Origin of the sequence: Ruegeria sp. HKCCA5763 (genome assembly GCF_013034545.1) — a bacterium.
Taxonomy (GTDB): Bacteria; Pseudomonadota; Alphaproteobacteria; order Rhodobacterales; family Rhodobacteraceae; genus Ruegeria.
The window spans coordinates 33,922-52,274 of the sequence record NZ_WQGF01000018.1; the positions used below are offsets into that span (position 1 = coordinate 33,922).

Genomic DNA, 18,353 nt, shown 5'->3' on the forward strand with positions numbered 1-18,353 from the left:
CTACCCAGACGCCAACTATCTGGCAACAAAACGGCGTCAGATCTCTTCGACGGTCATAACGCCTTCCAGGGATTTGATCGCGCCCTTGATCTGTGGGTTGATCGGGAACGCGCGCCCCAGATCCATTTCAACTTCACCCGGCAGGCTTGGATCCATCAAAAGCAACTGGATTGGGCCCCGCGCAGCACCTTTGGTAGCGGCGGCTGCGTCTTCCAACACCTTGGCGACGGTTGGTACTGCCTGCGCTTCGTCGACAAAGATACGCAACCCGGTTGCCCCAGCCTCGGCCACAAGAGAATCCGCAGGTCCCACCGAACGCCCCAGCAGCTTAAGCTGATCAGCTTCCATCGTTGCCTCGGCGGTCAGCACCACTTGAGCGCCGGTTTCCAGAAACTCGCGACATTTCTCCAAGGTGTCTGAAAACAGCGTGACCTCATAAGCGCCAGTTGGGTCCGAGAGCTGCGCAAAAGCAAAGCGGTTGCCCTTGGCCGATTTCCGTTCCTGCCGTCCGGCGACAACACCGGCCATCTTGGCGATCAGTGGGCCAGAGCGGGCCTTTTCCATCACCTCATCCAACGTCAGGACCTGTTTTCGCTTCAGCGCGGGCATATAATCGTCCAACGGGTGTCCCGATAGGTAGAATCCAATCGCCTTAAATTCCTCGCTCAACCGTTCAGCAGGCAGCCAGTCCGGCGTCGGCGAAAGGCGAGGTTCAGGCAGGTCATCACCGGCTTCACCAAACAGAGACACCTGGTTCGAGTTCTTTTGTTCATGAATCGCCGCCGAATACTGCACCAGACGATCAAGGCTTTCGAACACACGGCGGCGGTTTTTGTCGAGCTCGTCAAACGCCCCGGCCCGCGCCAACATTTCCAACGGGCGTTTGCCGACTTTCTTCAGATCCACACGCCGCGCAAAGTCGAACAGGTTGACGAACGGTTTTTCGCTCTTTTCATCCTGCGCGCCTCCGGCGCGACGCCCCTCGACCACAAGGTTCATCGCCTCGACGCCCACGTTTTTCAGCGCGCCCAGCGCATAAACCAATTCACCGTTCACTACATCGAACGTCGCGATGGAACGATTCACACATGGCGGCACGTAGGGCAGTTCCAGCCCCTTGCGAACTTCTTCGAAGTAAACCGCCAGCTTGTCGGTCAGATGGATATCGCAGTTCATGACACCCGCCATGAACTCGACCGGGTGGTTCGCCTTCAGCCAGCCGGTCTGATAACTGACCACCGCATACGCGGCCGCGTGGGACTTGTTGAAGCCGTAGTTGGCGAATTTCTCCAGCAGGTCGAAAACCTCGCTGGCCTTCTTGGCATCCACGCCATTCTCGCCCGCGCCTTTTTCAAACTTGGGGCGCTCAGCGTCCATCGCCTCCTTGATCTTCTTACCCATCGCACGACGCAACAGATCAGCACCGCCTAGGCTGTATCCCGCCATGACCTGTGCGATCTGCATCACCTGTTCCTGATAAACGATGATGCCCTGCGTTTCCTCAAGGATATGGTCGATCAGTGGGTGAACCGAAGTGATTTTGCGAAGACCGTTCTTAACTTCGCAATAGGTCGGGATGTTTTCCATCGGACCCGGACGGTACAGCGCCACAAGGGCCACGATATCCTCGATACATGTGGGCTTCATACGCTTGAGCGCGTCCATCATGCCCGAGGATTCCACCTGGAACACTGCCACCGTCTTGGCTGCCGAGTAGAGCTTATACGTCGCCTCATCGTCCAGCGGGATAGCGTTGATCTGGTTCTCAGCCCCTTCAGCGGGTTCGTAAAGCTCGGTGCCATCAGCAGCAATGTGCAGTGGGCGACCGGACTTGAAGATCAGGTCCATGGCGTTCTGGATCACGGTCAGCGTTTTCAGACCCAGAAAGTCGAACTTCACCAAACCGGCCTGTTCCACCCATTTCATGTTGAACTGGGTCGCCGGCATGTCCGAGCGCGGGTCCTGATACAAAGGCACCAGCGCGTCCAAAGGCCGATCCCCGATTACAACGCCCGCTGCGTGGGTCGACGCGTTGCGTAGCAATCCTTCGACCTGTTGGCCGTAGGTCAGAAGGCGATCTACCACCTCTTCGTTCCGCGCCTCTTCCCGCAGGCGTGGCTCGTCTTTCAGCGCTTTTTCAATGGAAACAGGTTTGACGCCCTCAACTGGGATCATCTTGGACAAACGGTCCACCTGCCCGTAAGGCATCTGCAAAACCCGCCCGATATCGCGCACGGCGGCCTTCGACAATAGCGCACCAAAGGTGATGATCTGCCCCACCTTGTCGCGCCCGTATTTCTGCTGCACGTAACGGATCACCTCTTCTCGGCGGTCCATGCAGAAGTCGATATCGAAATCCGGCATCGACACCCGCTCGGGGTTCAGGAAGCGTTCGAACAGCAGCGAATAGCGCAACGGGTCAAGGTCGGTGATTGTGAGCGCATAGGCCACCAATGAGCCCGCACCCGAGCCCCGCCCCGGACCAACCGGAATGTCGTGATCCTTTGCCCATTGAATAAAGTCCGCAACGATCAGGAAGTAGCCGGGAAAGCCCATTCCTTCGATAATGCCAAGTTCGAATTCCAAACGTTCCTGATATTCCTCTGGCGTCACAGCGTGCGGGATCACAGCCAGACGTTTCTGCAACCCCTCGTTGGCGATACGGCGCAGTTCGGCCACCTCGTCATCTGCAAATTTTGGCAGGATCGGATCCCGGCGATAGGCCATAAAGGCGCAGCGTTTGGCGATCTCAACCGTGTTCTCGATCGCTTCCGGCAAGTCTGCGAACAGAGTCACCATCTCTTGCTGCGACTTGAAATAGTGCTGCGCGGTCAGTCGGCGGCGGCCTTCTTGCTGATCGACATAAGCCCCTTCGGCGATACAGATCAGCGCATCATGCGCTTCATACATATCCGAGGTTGGGAAATAGACGTCATTGGTAGCAACCAACGGCAGGTTTTTGGTATAAGCCATCTCAACATGGCCACGCTCGGTCAGCCGTTCTGCTTCCGGCTGGCCATCTTCACCCGGATGACGCTGAAGTTCGATATAAAGGCGATCCGGGAACATGCCCGCCAACCGATCCACCAGCGCCTCAGCCGCCGGACGTTGACCCTGTTGCAGCAGCATCCCAACCGGTCCGTCTGGACCGCCGGTCAAGCAAATCAAACCGTCCGACCGATCCGCAAGCTCGTCCAAAGTGACCTGCGGCAGCTGTCCACCTTTGTCCACGTAAAGGCAGGAACTCAGCTTCATCAGGTTTTCATACCCAGCCTCGGACTGCGCCAGCAAAACCAAAGGCGCGGGTACTTTGGGCTTTTCGCCGGGCTGAGCCTGCACGTAAGTCAAGTCAACCTGACAACCCATGATCGGCTGAACACCCGCTCCGCTTGCCGTGACCGAGAACTCCAAGGCCGAGAACATCGAATTGGTGTCTGTCACAGCGACGGCGGGCATCTCCATCTTCTCGCAAAGGGCAGGTAGCTTTTTCAGCCGCACGGCGCCCTCCAAAAGGGAGTATTCGGTGTGAACGCGGAGGTGAATGAATCGAGGATTGCTGCTCATGCCGCCTACGCTATCTCAGCCAGGCGCGCTGCAAAAGCGGGAACCGTGGCTTTGGAATGCATAAAAAATCGGCGCTGATTATTCGGCTTTTTCAGAAGGTGCTTCGGGATTGAGTGCCCGTCGCATTCAAAAAGCACTTTATTTACAAGCGCCTGCCTTTTACACAAAAGCAGGAAAAGCATGCTGCGCGTTCCAAATGGTACATCATATAGGCAGTTTTTCTTGCCAGATAAGCCGCGCAGTTTCTAACATCTTACGGCAAGCACTTCGCCCGCCGCTCTTTCTACGTCGCATCGAAGGAGGGTCCAATGGGCGCAACAGGGTAACGCGACGGGTTTCTCGAATGAATATCACGTTTCTTCTGAACGGAGAGACAGTGGAGCTGGCGGATATCGATCCAACGGCGACCCTGCTGGATTGGCTACGCGAGGATCGCGGCCTGACCGGCACCAAGGAAGGCTGCAACGAAGGCGATTGCGGGGCCTGCACCGTCATGGTCACGGATGTAGACGGCCATAAGGCCCTGAATTCCTGCATTCTGTTTCTTCCGCAATTGCACGGCAAAGCCGTCCGCACCGTCGAAGGTGCCAGGGGCCCGAATGGCGAAGCCCACCCGGTACAACAGGCGATGGTGGACCTGCACGGATCTCAATGCGGGTTCTGCACCCCCGGCTTTGTAATGTCGATGGTCGCCAGTCATGCAAATGGCGCAACAGATCACGACACCCAGCTTGCAGGGAACCTGTGCCGCTGCACCGGTTACGCCCCAATCATCCGCGCTGCCAAAACCGCCGAGGCTGAACCAACCCCAAAATGGATCACTGACGACCGGTCCTTCTCTTGTTCACAAATACCTCGGGGGGAGGCCGCAGGCCAGGGGGCAGAGCCCCCCTTCCTCCCCAACAGCGCTGACGAACTGGCGTCTCTGTTTGCCGAGCACCCTAGCGCCACCCTGGTTGCCGGCGCAACCGATGTAGGTCTTTGGGTCACCAAGCAGCTGCGTGATCTGGACCCGGTCATATTCCTCAACCGTTGTGATGACTTGAAAGAAATCACGATCACCGATACCGAAGCCCGCTTCGGTGCAATGGTCGACATGAACCGCATGGGAGAGGCCCTGGCCGACCTTCACCCGTCCTATGCCGAAATGATCCGACGCTACGCCAGCGTTCAGGTGCGCCATGCAGCGACCGTCGGCGGCAACATCGCAAATGGTTCGCCCATAGGGGACAATCCACCTGCGCTTATTGCGCTGGGTGCAAACCTACACCTGCGCAAAGGCGATGAGCGGCGCTCGATCCCCTTGGAAGAGTTCTTCATTGACTATGGCAAGCAGGATCGTGCCCCGGGTGAATTCGTCGAATCCGTCAGCTTCCCACGTCAGCCTGACAGGCTGAAGGCATACAAGCTCAGCAAACGGTTCGATCAGGATATCTCGGCCGTTTGCGGCTGTTTCAATATCACTGTTTCGGACGGCACCGTCACACAGGCGCGTATCGCGTTTGGCGGCATGGCCGGTATTCCGAAACGGGCAACCCATGTCGAGGCCGCACTGATCGGCAAACCCTGGACACGCGAGACCGTTGCGGCCGCGCTGCCATATTTTGCCGAGGACTATTCACCACTCACGGACATGCGCGCCTCGGCCATCTATCGTCTGGAAACGGCCAAAGCGATGCTGGAACGCTATTTCCTCGAAGACCAGGGCGAGATCACCAACGTGCTGGAGGTGTCGGCATGAGCGTGACCAAACCCCTCCCCCACGACGCGGCGCCGCTGCATGTGTCCGGCTCGGCGCGATATGTGGATGACATCCCGACACCCAAAGGCACGCTGCATCTGGCATTTGGTATCAGCCCGATTGCCAAGGGTAATATCACCGCAATGGATCTGTCGGGAGTAAAGGCCGCCGAAGGTGTTGTGATGGTGATGACGGCCGAGGACCTGCCTTTCGCCAACGACGTCTCGCCCTCGATCCATGATGAACCACTGCTGTCGGACGGCACGGTTCACTATATCGGCCAGCCCGTATTTCTGGTCGTCGCCACCAGCCATCTGGCCGCGCGCAAGGCCGCGCGCCTGGGCAAGATCGACTATGCCGAGGACACACCGATCCTGACGGTTGAAGAGGCGCTGGCCGCGGATAGCCGGTTCGAGGATGGCCCACGTGTTTACGCCAAAGGCGATGCGGATGCCGCCATCGCAGGTGCAGCACATGTGATCGAAGGCACGTTCGAACTTGGCGGGCAGGAGCACTTCTACCTCGAAGGCCAGGCTGCACTGGCCGTGCCAAATGAAGGCGCGGATATGTTGGTGCACAGTTCCACACAACACCCGACCGAAATTCAGCACAAAGTAGCGGACGCTTTGGGTGTCCCCATGCACGCTGTCCGGGTTGAAACCCGCCGGATGGGCGGCGGCTTTGGCGGCAAGGAAAGCCAAGGCAACGCGCTGGCTGTCGCTTGCGCCATAGCCGCGCGCGCCACAGGCAAAGCCTGCAAGATGCGCTATGACCGCGACGATGACATGATCATCACCGGCAAGCGCCATGCCTTCCGCATTTCCTATAAGGCCGGGTTCGATGAGCATGGGCATATTCAGGGCGTATCGTTCCTTCATTACGCCATCTGCGGATGGGCGCAGGACCTGTCTCTGCCCGTCGCCGACCGCGCCATGCTGCATTCGGACAATGCCTATCTGCTGCCCAACGCAAGGATCGAAAGCCACCGGTTGAAAACCAACACCCAATCCGCCACCGCCTATCGCGGCTTTGGCGGCCCGCAGGGGATGGTCGGGATCGAGCGGGTGATGGACCACGCCGCGCATAAACTGGGGCTGGACCCGGTCGAGCTGCGCCGCCGGAACTACTATGAACCCGCGCATGCGGTTGCTGAGGTCGCACCAACAGAGAAGCTTCTGGGCCATCCCGACCCGCATGAGGACCTGACCAGCCGCGGCGCGGTTGAAACCGGGAACGCGCCGGTGCGTCCCCTTCCTGCTGGTGGCAACACGACGCCCTACGGCATGGAGGTCAGCGATTTCGAACTGCACGAAATGACCGATGCACTGCTGAAATCCAGCGACTACTCCGCGCGCAAGGCGGCTATTGGAGAGTGGAACGCCAAAAACAGCGTTATCAAAAAAGGCATCGCCTTCTCTCCGGTCAAGTTCGGGATTTCCTTCACTCTGACTCACCTCAATCAGGCGGGTGCGCTGGTGCATGTATATCAGGACGGCTCGGTCCACCTAAACCATGGCGGCACCGAAATGGGTCAGGGACTGTTCCAGAAAGTGGCGCAAGTCGCAGCCTCGCGCTTTGGCATCCCATTGGAGATGGTGAAAATCACCGCCACGGATACAGCCAAGGTGCCCAATACCTCGGCCACGGCGGCGTCCTCGGGCAGTGATCTGAACGGCATGGCAGTGAAAGCCGCTTGTGATACGATCCGCGACCGGATGGCAGACTATCTGGCGGAACGGCATCAGGCTGATCCGTCGACGGTCAGTTTCTCCGATGGTCACGTAATGGTTGGGGAAGAAAAGTACACTTTTGCCGAAGCCGCAGCGCTGGCCTATCAGGGCCGGATAAGCTTGTCGGCAACCGGTTTTTACAAAACGCCCAAGATCGAATGGGACCGAATCGCAGGGCGCGGACGCCCGTTTTTCTACTTCGCCTATGGCGCGTCGGTCACCGAGGTAGCCGTCGATACTCTGACCGGTGAAAACCGCATTCTACGCACGGATATCCTGCATGACGCGGGCGCATCGCTGAACCCGGCGCTGGATATCGGGCAGGTCGAAGGCGGTTACGTGCAAGGCGCGGGTTGGCTGACGACCGAGGAACTGGTCTGGGATGACAAGGGCAACCTGCGCACACATGCGCCTTCGACCTACAAGATTCCTGCCTGCTCTGACCGGCCTGACATTTTCAATGTCGCGCTTTGGGATGGCGAGAACCGCGAAGACACGATCTATCGCTCGAAAGCGGTTGGCGAACCGCCCTTCATGTTGGGCATCTCAGCATGGTTGGCCCTGTCCAACGCGGTTGCGGCATGTGGCGATACCTACCCCGCGCTCGACGCACCTGCCACGGCTGAAGCAGTCTGGCGCGGTGTCCAAAGGATGAAGGGAGGCATCTGATGGGATTTGACCTGGAGGCTTTGAGGGAGGCGGTCGAAACCCATGGACGAGTGGTCCGGGTGGTTATTGCCGGCATCAAAGGATCGTCCCCGCGCGAGGTTGGCGCAGCCATGCTTGTCTGGAAGGACGGACAGTCCGGCACCATCGGCGGAGGGACGCTGGAATATCAGGCGGCCGAAGCGGCGCGGGCGCAAACCCGGTCTTCGCGTCTAACCCATCACGCGCTTGGGCCTGGGATGGGACAATGTTGCGGTGGCGCGGTTTCGCTGCTCAGCGAGGTCTATGACCGCGCGGCGCTGGAAACGCTGGATGAAACACTCATCGCACGTGCCACATCTGGCGAAGAGATGCCGCTGTCGGTCAAACGAGTGCTGGCAACCGCGCGTGGTCAGGGGATCACACCTGAACCCCAGATGGTTGACGGCTGGATGATTGAGCCAGTGCACAAACCAAACCGGAACCTTTGGATTTGGGGTGCCGGTCATGTCGGACGGGCTTTGGTGGATGTTCTCTCACCGCTGCCCGACCTTGCGATCACCTGGATCGACACCGGCTTGGATCGGTTTCCCGACACGATTGCCGCCGGAGTTACCTCGGTTCCAGCTACCAAACCGGCCGAACTGGTTCGACACGCACCGACCGATGCCGAGCATCTTGTGCTGACCTATTCACACAATTTGGACCTGGAGCTGTGCAACAGGCTGCTTTTACATGATTTCCGCTTTGCGGGACTGATCGGCTCGGCTACGAAATGGGCGCGATTCCGGTCGCGGCTGGCGGCCCTTGGGCACTCGCCCGAGCGGATCAGCCGGATCACCTGTCCAATTGGTGATCCGAACCTGGGCAAACACCCGCAGATGATCGCCGTCGGCGTCGCCGCGCAGCTGTTGCGCCCGGCCCGGCAGAACGAGTTGAAGAAGGACCTGAGCGCGTGACCACTCCACTTCTGAGCCTGCAAGGGCTGACCAAAGCCTATCCCGGTGTCGTGGCCAATGATCAGGTGTCTTTTGACATCGGCGAGGGCGAAGTTCACGCCCTGCTGGGGGAAAACGGCGCGGGCAAATCCACGCTGGTCAAGATTATCTATGGGTTGGTGAAGCCCGACAGCGGCACGATGCTGCTGCGCGGTCAGCCTTTTGCGCCGCCCGAGCCGCGCTCCGCGCGGGCGGACGGGATCGCGATGGTGTTCCAGCACTTCTCGTTGTTCGACGCTTTGAACGTGGCCGAGAATATTGCGTTGGGGATGGAGAACCCGCCGCCGATGGGCGATCTGGCCTCGCGAATCCGCGAAGTGTCCGAGACCTACGGATTGCCTTTGGACCCATACCGCACGGTTGGCGATCTGTCGGCGGGTGAGCGGCAGCGCGTCGAGATCATCCGTTGCCTGTTGCAGGACCCTAAACTGCTGATCATGGACGAACCGACGAGCGTGCTGACCCCGCAAGAGGTTGATATTCTGTTTGAAACGCTGAACAAACTGCGATCCGAAGGGACGTCGATCCTGTACATCTCGCACAAGCTGGAAGAAATCCGCACGCTGTGTGATCACGCGACGATCCTGCGGCTGGGCAAGAATGTGGGCGAATGCGTGCCTGCTGAAACTTCCGCGCGGGACATGGCCGAGATGATGGTGGGATCAACCCTGCAAACGCCTGAACGGTCGGGGCGTGAATTTGGTGAAGTTGCGCTGGATGTCAGTGGACTGTCCGTCCCGTCGCCCTCGGAATTCGGCACTGCGTTGAAGAACATTCACATGACCGTCCGCAAGGGTGAGGTTTTGGGCATCGGTGGCGTTGCCGGGAATGGGCAGGATGAATTGCTGGGCGTGTTGTCCGGTGAAATCCTGACCGCCGCGGATGCGATCAAGTTCAACGGCCAGCGGATCGGCAAGCTCGGCCCCACCGCGCGGCGCAAGCTGGGTGTGCTGACGGCCCCCGAAGAGCGGCTGGGTCATGCGGCAGCCCCGGATATGAGCCTGACGGAAAACGCCTTGCTGACCGGATCGGTGCGGGAAGGGCTGGAAAGCAACGGTTTCCTCAAGTGGGCCGAAACCAAGAGCTTTGCCGAAAAGATCATCAGCGCTTTTGACGTCCGCACGCCGGGTCCTGAAAATGCCGCCCGGTCTTTGTCTGGCGGGAACCTGCAGAAATTCGTGATCGGTCGTGAAGTGCTGCAAAACCCCGATGTTCTGGTTGTAAACCAGCCCACCTGGGGCGTGGATGCTGCTGCTGCGGCATCTATCCGGCAGGCCATTCTGGATCTGGCCGCCAAAGGGACTGCCGTGGTCTGCATCAGCCAGGATCTGGATGAGCTGATGGAAATCTCGGACAGCTTTGCGGCGTTGAATGAAGGACGGCTAAGCGCACCGCGCCCAACAACGGGTCTGACGGTGGACGAGATCGGGCTGATGATGGGTGGAGCCCACGGCATGGAGGTGGCGCATGTGTGACGCGTTGAACCGCCTCCGGCGGCCGTATTTGCAACAAGAAGAAGAGTTGGGGGTGTGAGCAGATGATTGTGTTGGAGAAACGGCCACAGCCGTCCAAGGCGTGGTCTTATGCCACCCCTTTGGTTGCGGTGTTGGCGACGATGGTGTTTGGCGGCATCTTGTTCGCCATTCTGGGCAAGAACCCAATTGAAGCCATTGGCACCATTTTCTGGGAACCACTGTTTGGCGAGTTCGCCTTCTACTACCGTCCCCAATTGTTGGTGAAAGGCGCGCCGTTGGTTTTGATCGCCATTGGTCTTTCGCTGGGCTTTCGGGCTGGCATCTGGAACATTGGGGCCGAAGGTCAGTACATCATGGGTGCCATTTTCAGCGCTGGTGCTGGGCTGGCCTTTTTTCCTATGGATGCGTTTTTCATCTTCCCGATCATGGTAATCGCAGGCGCGTTCGGCGGCTGGCTTTGGGCGATGATCCCGGCCTTTTTGAAAGTGCGCTTTGGCACCAATGAAATCCTGGTGTCGCTTATGCTGGTCTATGTGGCCGAGCAGATGCTTGCCTCGGTCTCACTGGGTCTGCTGAAGAACCCAGAGGGCTTTGGCTTTCCCGGTTCGCGCAACCTGCAGCAATATGACAGTGCGCACAACGCCGAGTTGATCGCCGGGTCAGGTATGCATTGGGGCGTCGTCACTGCACTGATTGCCGTGATCTTTGCCTATATCCTGCTGAACCGGCACATGCTGGGTTTTCACATCCGTTTGACTGGTGAGGCACCTCGTGCGGCGAAATTCGCGGGTGTGAATCCGGCGCGGCTGATTCTGTTCTGTCTGGGCCTCTCCGGGGCACTGGCCGGGCTGGCAGGGATGTTCGAGGTCTCAGGGCCTTCGGGCGTGGTCAGCATCGATTTCAACGTTGGCTATGGCTTCACCGCGATTATCGTTGCTTTTCTGGGCCGCCTGCATCCGGTGGGTATCCTGCTGGCCGGTGGCCTGATGGCGCTGACTTATATCGGCGGGGAAATCGCGCAATCGCAGCTGGGCCTGCCAGCCGCTGCCATTCAGGTGTTCCAGGGGATGCTGCTGTTCTTCCTTCTGGCTTTCGATCTTCTGACCAACTACCGCATCCGTGCGGCGCGTAGCGAGGTAGCATAATGGACCTTGGTGAAATCAACCCCGTCCTTCTGGTCGCTTCGCTGATGGTGGCCGCAACTCCCCTGCTGCTGGCCGCGATCGGAGAACTGGTCGTTGAGAAAGCAGGTGTTCTGAACCTTGGCGTCGAGGGCATGATGATCGTAGGCGCGATCAGTGGCTTTGCGATCTCGGTCGAGACCGGGTCGCCCTGGCTGGGCTTTGTCGCGGCGGCCATTGGCGGCGCGGTTCTGTCTTTGCTGTTTGTTTTGTTGACACAGGTGGCCTTGGCCAATCAGGTGGCAAGTGGCCTTGCACTGACCCTGTTCGGGCTGGGATTCAGCGCACTGATGGGGCAGAGCTATGTAGGCGTCAAACCCCCGAGTATGGGCGACATTCATATCCCGGTGATCAGCGATATCCCGGTCATCGGCCCAATCCTGTTCCAGCATGACCCGATCCTTTATGTCGGTATCGCTTTGACCGCAGCGGTCTGGGCGACGCTGAAATACACCCGCGTCGGTCTGATTCTGCGCGCGGTCGGCGAAAATCACGATGCCGCACACGCACTTGGCTATAAGGTCATCAAGATCCGCATCATGGCGATCCTTTTCGGCGGGGCCTGTGCGGGTCTGGGTGGCGCCTATATCAGCTTGATCCGCGTGCCTCAGTGGACCGAAGGAATGACCGCGGGTGTGGGCTGGATCGCTCTGGCGCTTGTGGTGTTTGCCAGCTGGAAACCATGGCGCGCCTTGCTGGGGGCTTACTTGTTTGGCGGCATCACTGTGTTGCAGCTTAATTTGCAGGCAGCGGGCGTTGCCATTCCTGTCGAGTATCTGGCAATGTCGCCTTATATCATCACGATCCTTGTGCTTGTGATCCTTTCGGCCGACAAGAGCAGCGCACCTGCCTCACTGGGCCGGACCTTCCATGCCTCGCACTAGGGGCCAACTGAACCAACTTGGGGAGTAACACATGAAATTCACTACACTTCTGGCAAGTGCCGCCATGGCACTGGGCCTAGCCACAGGCGCTATGGCCGAAGACAAAACCAAGGTCGGCTTCGTCTATGTCGGTCCGGTGGGCGACGGCGGCTGGACCTATGAGCACAACAAGGGCCGTCTGGCCGTCGAGGATCACTTTGGCGACAAGGTTGAAACCGTCTTTGTTGAATCGGTTCCCGAAGGTCCCGATGCTGAGCGTGTAATGACCCAGATGGCGCTGGAAGGCGCTGATCTGATCTTTACCACGTCGTTCGGCTATATGGATCCGACCATCAACGTGGCTAAGAAGTTCCCGAACGTAAAATTCGAGCACGCGACCGGCTATAAAACAGCCGACAACGTCTCGGTCTATTCAGCACGTTTCTACGAGGGCCGCGCTGTTCAGGGCCACATCGCGGGCAATATGACCAAGTCGAACATCATCGGCTATATCGGTTCGTATCCGATCCCCGAAGTGATCCGCGGCATCAACTCGGCCTATATCCACGCCAAGAAGGTGAACCCGGATGTCGAGTTCAAGATCGTTTGGGCCTACACTTGGTTTGATCCTGCGAAAGAAGCTGACGCCGCCACTGTTCTGATCGAACAGGGTGCAGACGTGATCCTGCAACACACCGACTCGACCGCGCCGCAGGCGGCTGCACAAGAGGCTGGCAATGTTGTCACCTTTGGTCAGGCGTCGGACATGAGCGAATACGCCCCGTTCCCGCGCGTCTCGTCGATCATCGATGATTGGGCCCCCTACTACATTGCCCGGACCCAAGCCGTCATGGATGGCACATGGGAAAGCGCCAACACTTGGGATGGCATCCGCGAAGGCATGGTTGCAATCGGCGAGATTTCAGACGCCGTACCGGCTGATGTGAAGGAAGAAGCCCTGGCACTGAAAGCCGCCATGGCGGCGGGCGAGTACCACCCCTTTACCGGTCCGCTGAAAAGGCAGGACGGCAGCGACTGGCTGACTGAAGGTGAAGTGGCTGATGATGGCACGCTGGCCGGCATGAACTTCTATGTCGAAGGGCTGGAAGGCGAAATTCCGCAGTAAGCTGCGGGCATAACTAAAAGAAAAGGCCCGACGAACGCGGGCCTTTTTTCATCGCAGTGTCTAGAAAACGCAGGTCAGGTGTACCGTTCTGAAATCTGATGAAGGGCATCGGCCCAGATCTCCAGAATGGGATACGCAATCGCCGCGGGTATCACCCAACAGCCAGCCGAAGGAAACGGCTTTTCAATATCGCTGGCTTTTAGCGCACGTGCCGCCTCTTCCACCTCAATCAACGTTGTTGGAACGACAAGGCCTGCCGCATGCAGAGCGGTCTTGTTGCACTACAGTTTTAACATTAGCCAGCTGAAAGAGTTATGCTGTAACTTATCGGCCCTGTTTTGCGGTTGTTTCTTCATATGAACCCTTAGAACCAATGGCTAAGCTCTGGCATGCGGATTCTCCGCCAATCGGGTAGGCCACCGCAAATGTGAAGGCGTTGATGGCAAATTGAGCCGACGCAAACGAACAGACAATGGGATATGATTGTCTGCACTGGTTCAGATCAAGGTGTTCAAGTTCCATCAAAAGATTTACTCATTTCGGGTCCGCTCTGCGCTGCTTTGCAACCGGTTGCGGGAGTTGACCGAAACTGCATAATGATCTGGCAATGAAAACCACCTCAAAATCCCTTTCCTTTTGCCGTTGGAGACGCCACCCGTGAGCGTGACCTTAAAAGACGTCGCTGCCCTTGCAGGCGTATCGCGATCTGCTGTCTCGCGCACGTTCACCGAAGGCGCTTCGGTCTCGGCAAAAACACGCAGCAAGGTCGAAAAAGCAGCCCGCGAACTTGGCTACAGCCCGAATGCACTTGCCTCGTCGCTGACCACCGGGCGCACTAAACTGATCGGGTTGATTTCGAACAACTTTCACAACCCCATTTTTCTTGAAGTCTTCGATCAGTTCACGCGTGCCTTGCAGGAACGCGGCCTGCGTCCGTTGATCGTGAACCTGACGGACGAGACCGAGCCCGCCAATTCGGTCCGAATGCTGCGGCAATATTCGGTGGATGCGGCCATCGTGGCGTCGTCGACGCTGCCACCTAGCTTTGCCAAGGCGTTTCATGATGCCGGCGTGCCGGTGGTGCATACATTTGGACGCTCGGCCACTTCGCCCGAAGTGCATGTCGTGGGCATCGACAACGTGGAATGCGGACGTATGGCCGCCCGCGAATTTGTGGCGCGTGGGTACACGCGTGTCGGTTATCTGGGCGGACCTGAGGATGCAACATCGGCCCTGGATCGGCATCGCGGTTTCATGGAGGAACTGGCAGACCACCCGGAGATTGAAGTAAGCTATTGCTTCGCAGGGGCTTACTCTTTCGAGGCAGGGCGGACCGAGATGCTGGGGCTGTTGGCCAATAATCCGGCCCAAGCTTATTTCTGTGGCGACGACATCCTGTCGATTGGCGCACTGTCAGCGTTGAAAGATCACAGTTTGCGGCCGGGCAAAGATGTCGGAATCATCGGCCTGAACGACATGGAAATGTCGCGCTGGGAAAGCATCGATCTGACGACGATTCACCAGCCGATCAAGCAGATCATTACCTCATCCGTCGATCTGGTTGTCGAGATGTTGAAAGAGCCCCAGCGCTATCCCGAGGCCCGTATTTTCCCTTGCCGGGTGATTGAGCGGGGCACGTTGCGGCCCCGCCCCTGATCAGCGAAACATTGGTGGACGGGCATCCTGCCACGCACCATCCGCTTTGCCCGAAGCAACAGCCGCATGGACAGCTGCGATGGACCTGACACCATCTGCGGCTCCGGGCAAGCCATCCCGGCTTTCACCGCGAATTGCATCGGCCAGATCGCAATAGATGTTGGCTACGGCCAAAGGGAACCCTTCTGGGTGCGCGATTGCGACCCGAGACAATCGCTGAACCTCGTCGTGAAGACCGCCCTCGCCCTTTTCGATGATCTGGGTACGCCCACCCACCGGGGTATAGATCAACTGATTAGGTTGCTCGGATGCCCAGCGCAGCCCGCCGGTTTCCCCAAAAACCTGAATATCAAAGCCATGTTGCCGCCCGATTGCCACCGATGACGTCCAGAGACGCCCGACTGTGCCGCCTTCCATCCGGAAGTTGATCATTGCATCGTCTTCCAGTTCACGACTGGCGATGGTCGAGGTCAGATCGGCGGAAAGGGTCTTCACCTCGTCATCGCAGATAAAGCTGGCCATGTGCAGTGCATGGATACCGCAATCGGCAAACTGCCCCGAGACACCTGCCATCGCAGGATCATAGCGCCAGCGAACACGCGGGTTGTCTGCGTCGGTCGCATCGCCATGATGACCATGGCTGAAATTGGTAACGACCAGACGCACCTTACCGATGTCGCCTGCACGCACCATCGCGCGGGCCTGACGTACCATTGGGTACGCGGAATAGCAGTAGTTCACCGCGCAGATCTTGCCCGAAGCTTCAGCGACGCGGACGATCTCTTCGCCCTCTTCTACCGTCATGGTCATCGGCTTTTCGCACAACACGTTGAAGCCCGCCTCGAGATACGCCTTGGCGATCTCGAAATGGGTCGAGTTTGGCGTGGCGATGGTCACCAGATCAATTCGATCATCCCGGTCTTTCTCGCTCGCCAGCATCTCTTGCCAGTTGCCATAGGCGCGATCGGCAGCAACGCCCAGTCGTTGCGCATACTCGCGGCCCGCTTCGGGCCGGTGATCCAGCGCGCCAGCAGCAAATTCAAACAGTCCGTCAGCCTGAGCACCCAAGCGATGGGCAGGCCCAATCTGGCTGCCTTCACCGCCCCCGATCATGCCCCATCTCAACTTAGCCATGGTCATCGTCTCTCTTTAGAATTTCATAGATTGAGCGATCAGAAATCGCTGATGTCTTTCCATTGCCGCTGGTCTGACGACGCCAAGGCGGCGGCCAGAACGCGGTTTACCTCATGCCCATCACGGAAGGTTGGCCAAATCGCTTCTCCGGTATGGATAGCCTGAAGGAAGTCCTTAGCCTCGATGATGATCTGGTCCTGATAGCCGGTGCCATGACCAGGGCCCTGACAGAAAGGTTCGTAGTCCGGGTGCGCAGGACCTGTCAGGATCTTAGTGAACCCGCGCGCAGCTTCGGGCCCCTCTCGCTTATACAGCCAAAGCGCGTTCTGGTCTTCCTGATCGAACCGGATTGCGCCTTTTGTGCCTGATATTTCATAAGCATAGCCCATTTTACGGCCCGTCGCGACGCGGCTGAAATACAGGTTGCCCATAACGCCGTTTTCGAACCGGCACATCATCTGGGCATGGTCGTCATTTGTGACCTCACCACCTGGCCGAGTTTTATGCACGGTTTCCACATCGGCCATCACCTGCGCAATCGGACCAACCAGGGCCATCGCTCCGTTCACCATATGCGGCGCAAGATCTCCTATTGTGCCATTGGCCATGCCCGTTGTCCGCCACGTGGCTGGTGCCTGAGGATCGGCGTAAAAGTCTTCGGTGTGCTCACCCCGGAACCACGTGATGTCGCCGATCTCTCCATCGACTATAAGCTGGCGGGCATACTGGCTGGCGGGTGTGCGAATATAGTTGAACCCTACCATGTTCACAGCGCCTGCAGCATCGGCCGCTGCTACCATGGCCTGACTGTCTTCAAGTGATGCACCCAAAGGCTTTTCACACAACACGGGCTTGCCCAGACTAAAGGCTGCTTCGGCGATCTGACGATGCGTGGATTGCGGTGAAGCGATCACAATGGCCTCGACCCTCGGGTCTTCCACCAAAACGCGCCAATCGTCGGTCGCGCGCGCAAAACAATAGGCCGTCCGGTAACGTTCGGCGCTTTCGGGGCTGGATGCACAAATGACCTCAAGCCGGGGCCTCAATGCGGTGTTAAAAACCGCGCCAACGGCCGACATGGCAACGGAATGAGCCTTGCCCATATAGCCGCCACCCACAATTCCAATTCCGATTTCAGGCATCTGCAACGGCTCCGAACATATTATTTGCAACCGGTTGCAAAATGAGTATCGTGTGAATCGATTCAACGCAAGGTCCAAACTTTGCCGACCCACTTTACCGGAGGACATGACTTGAGCGCTCTGATAGACGGTATCAAAGGAAACCGCTTTGCCGTTCTGGGACGCGCAGGAATGGACCTGTATGCAGATCCGATCGGCGTCAAAAGCGAGGATGCCGACACGTTCCATGCCGATCTGGGTGGTTCATCCGCGAACATTTGCGCCGGATTGGTTAAACTGGGCAGTCAGGCCTCTCTGATCACGTCAGTCTCAGACGATGCGGTCGGTCGCTTCTGCCTGAACCGTCTGCGCCACTATGGCGTAGACACCACCTATATCCGCGTTTTGGGCGGCGAATACCGCATGTCTTTGGCCGTCTACGAAAGCCGGATCGAGAACTTTCAGAATGTCATCTACCGCAATGGGGCTGTCGATTTTCAGGTCACTGAAGAGGACATGGACAAGGTTGATTATTCGTCCTTTTCGGCAGTCATATCGGCAGGCACAGTCTTTGCCTCCGAACCATCGCGCAGCGCCACATTCCGTGCGTTCGAAAACGCCCGAGCCGTTGACCTGCCAATCATCTTCGATATCGACTACCGCCCCTATAGCTGGCCTTCGCCCGAGGTGGCCGCCGAGGTCCTGTCACGGGCCGGTGAAGCCAGCGATCTGATCGTCGGCAATGACGAAGAGTTCGGGTTCATGGCTGGCGGTATCGACAAGGGCTTTGCCAAGGCCAAAGAGCTGGCGGAAAAACCCGGTCGGATCGTCATCTACAAAATGGGCGAAAAAGGTGCCGTCACGTTGGTGGACGGGCAAGAGATTGAAACCGGCATCTATCCGGTCACCGCTGTCAAACCCAATGGGGCAGGCGACAGTTTTATGGCGGGACTGCTGGCCTCTATTGCCGCGGGCCATGACCTGAAGGATGCTGTCATGCGCGGCTCAGCCTGCGCATCGATTGTGGTGTCTCAACCGGGCTGTGCGCCCGCCATGCCCACGACCGCTGAACTGGACGCGTTCCTTGCCTCACACCCCGGCCCGACCACATAGGAGACT

Annotated in this window: 12 protein-coding genes; 9 read left to right on the top strand and 3 right to left on the bottom strand. The window is 58.3% G+C overall.

Annotated features, from left to right (window positions below):
• Positions 1–36: 36 nt before the first annotated feature.
• The gene (gene dnaE, locus GOV89_RS21175) at positions 37–3,564 is read right to left on the bottom strand and encodes a DNA polymerase III subunit alpha (protein ID WP_171179366.1); all 3,528 of its coding nucleotides are present in this window, start codon (positions 3,562–3,564) and stop codon (positions 37–39) included.
• Between the two features lie 343 nt (positions 3,565–3,907).
• Here dnaE and xdhA point away from each other — a divergent pair, with 343 nt between their 5' ends.
• The 8 genes from xdhA (at position 3,908) to GOV89_RS21215 (ending at position 14,979) form a co-directional block, all read left to right on the top strand.
• Entirely contained in the window at positions 3,908–5,305 is a 1,398-nt protein-coding gene (xdhA, locus tag GOV89_RS21180) for a xanthine dehydrogenase small subunit (protein WP_171179364.1), read from the top strand.
• A complete protein-coding gene (xdhB, locus tag GOV89_RS21185; RefSeq protein ID WP_171239046.1) occupies positions 5,302–7,704 on the top strand; it encodes a xanthine dehydrogenase molybdopterin binding subunit in 2,403 nt (800 codons plus the stop codon). Before xdhA ends, xdhB begins: the two co-directional genes overlap by 4 nt.
• A complete protein-coding gene (xdhC, locus tag GOV89_RS21190) occupies positions 7,704–8,639 on the top strand; it encodes a xanthine dehydrogenase accessory protein XdhC (RefSeq protein WP_171179360.1) in 936 nt (311 codons plus the stop codon). Before xdhB ends, xdhC begins: the two co-directional genes overlap by 1 nt.
• Complete coding sequence (locus GOV89_RS21195) at positions 8,636–10,153, top strand: ABC transporter ATP-binding protein (RefSeq protein ID WP_171179358.1); 1,518 nt, start codon at positions 8,636–8,638, stop codon at positions 10,151–10,153. Before xdhC ends, GOV89_RS21195 begins: the two co-directional genes overlap by 4 nt.
• 62 nt (positions 10,154–10,215) lie before the next feature.
• Positions 10,216–11,298 carry an ABC transporter permease gene (locus tag GOV89_RS21200; RefSeq protein ID WP_171239047.1) on the top strand — a complete coding sequence of 361 codons (1,083 nt, stop codon included), beginning with the start codon at positions 10,216–10,218 and terminating at the stop codon, positions 11,296–11,298.
• Positions 11,298–12,218 (top strand): ABC transporter permease, encoded by a 921-nt coding sequence (locus GOV89_RS21205; RefSeq protein WP_171093445.1) that lies wholly within the window; start codon positions 11,298–11,300, stop codon positions 12,216–12,218. Before GOV89_RS21200 ends, GOV89_RS21205 begins: the two co-directional genes overlap by 1 nt.
• Positions 12,219–12,249: 31 nt before the next feature.
• A complete protein-coding gene (locus tag GOV89_RS21210) occupies positions 12,250–13,323 on the top strand; it encodes a BMP family ABC transporter substrate-binding protein (protein WP_171239048.1) in 1,074 nt (357 codons plus the stop codon).
• A 657-nt stretch (positions 13,324–13,980) separates the two neighbouring features.
• The gene (locus GOV89_RS21215; RefSeq protein WP_171179351.1) at positions 13,981–14,979 is read left to right on the top strand and encodes a LacI family DNA-binding transcriptional regulator; all 999 of its coding nucleotides are present in this window, start codon (positions 13,981–13,983) and stop codon (positions 14,977–14,979) included.
• Here GOV89_RS21215 and GOV89_RS21220 read toward each other — a convergent pair whose 3' ends face one another.
• The gene (locus GOV89_RS21220) at positions 14,980–16,113 is read right to left on the bottom strand and encodes a Gfo/Idh/MocA family protein (RefSeq protein WP_171179349.1); all 1,134 of its coding nucleotides are present in this window, start codon (positions 16,111–16,113) and stop codon (positions 14,980–14,982) included. It lies immediately after the preceding gene.
• A gap of 38 nt (positions 16,114–16,151) precedes the next feature.
• Positions 16,152–17,255: a Gfo/Idh/MocA family protein gene (locus GOV89_RS21225; protein WP_171179347.1), complete on the bottom strand. Its 1,104-nt coding sequence runs from the start codon at positions 17,253–17,255 to the stop codon at positions 16,152–16,154.
• 111 nt (positions 17,256–17,366) lie between these two features.
• Here GOV89_RS21225 and iolC point away from each other — a divergent pair, with 111 nt between their 5' ends.
• On the top strand, positions 17,367–18,347 hold the full coding sequence (gene iolC / locus GOV89_RS21230; RefSeq protein WP_171179345.1) for a 5-dehydro-2-deoxygluconokinase: 981 nt from the start codon (positions 17,367–17,369) through the stop codon (positions 18,345–18,347).
• Positions 18,348–18,353 lie beyond the last annotated feature (6 nt).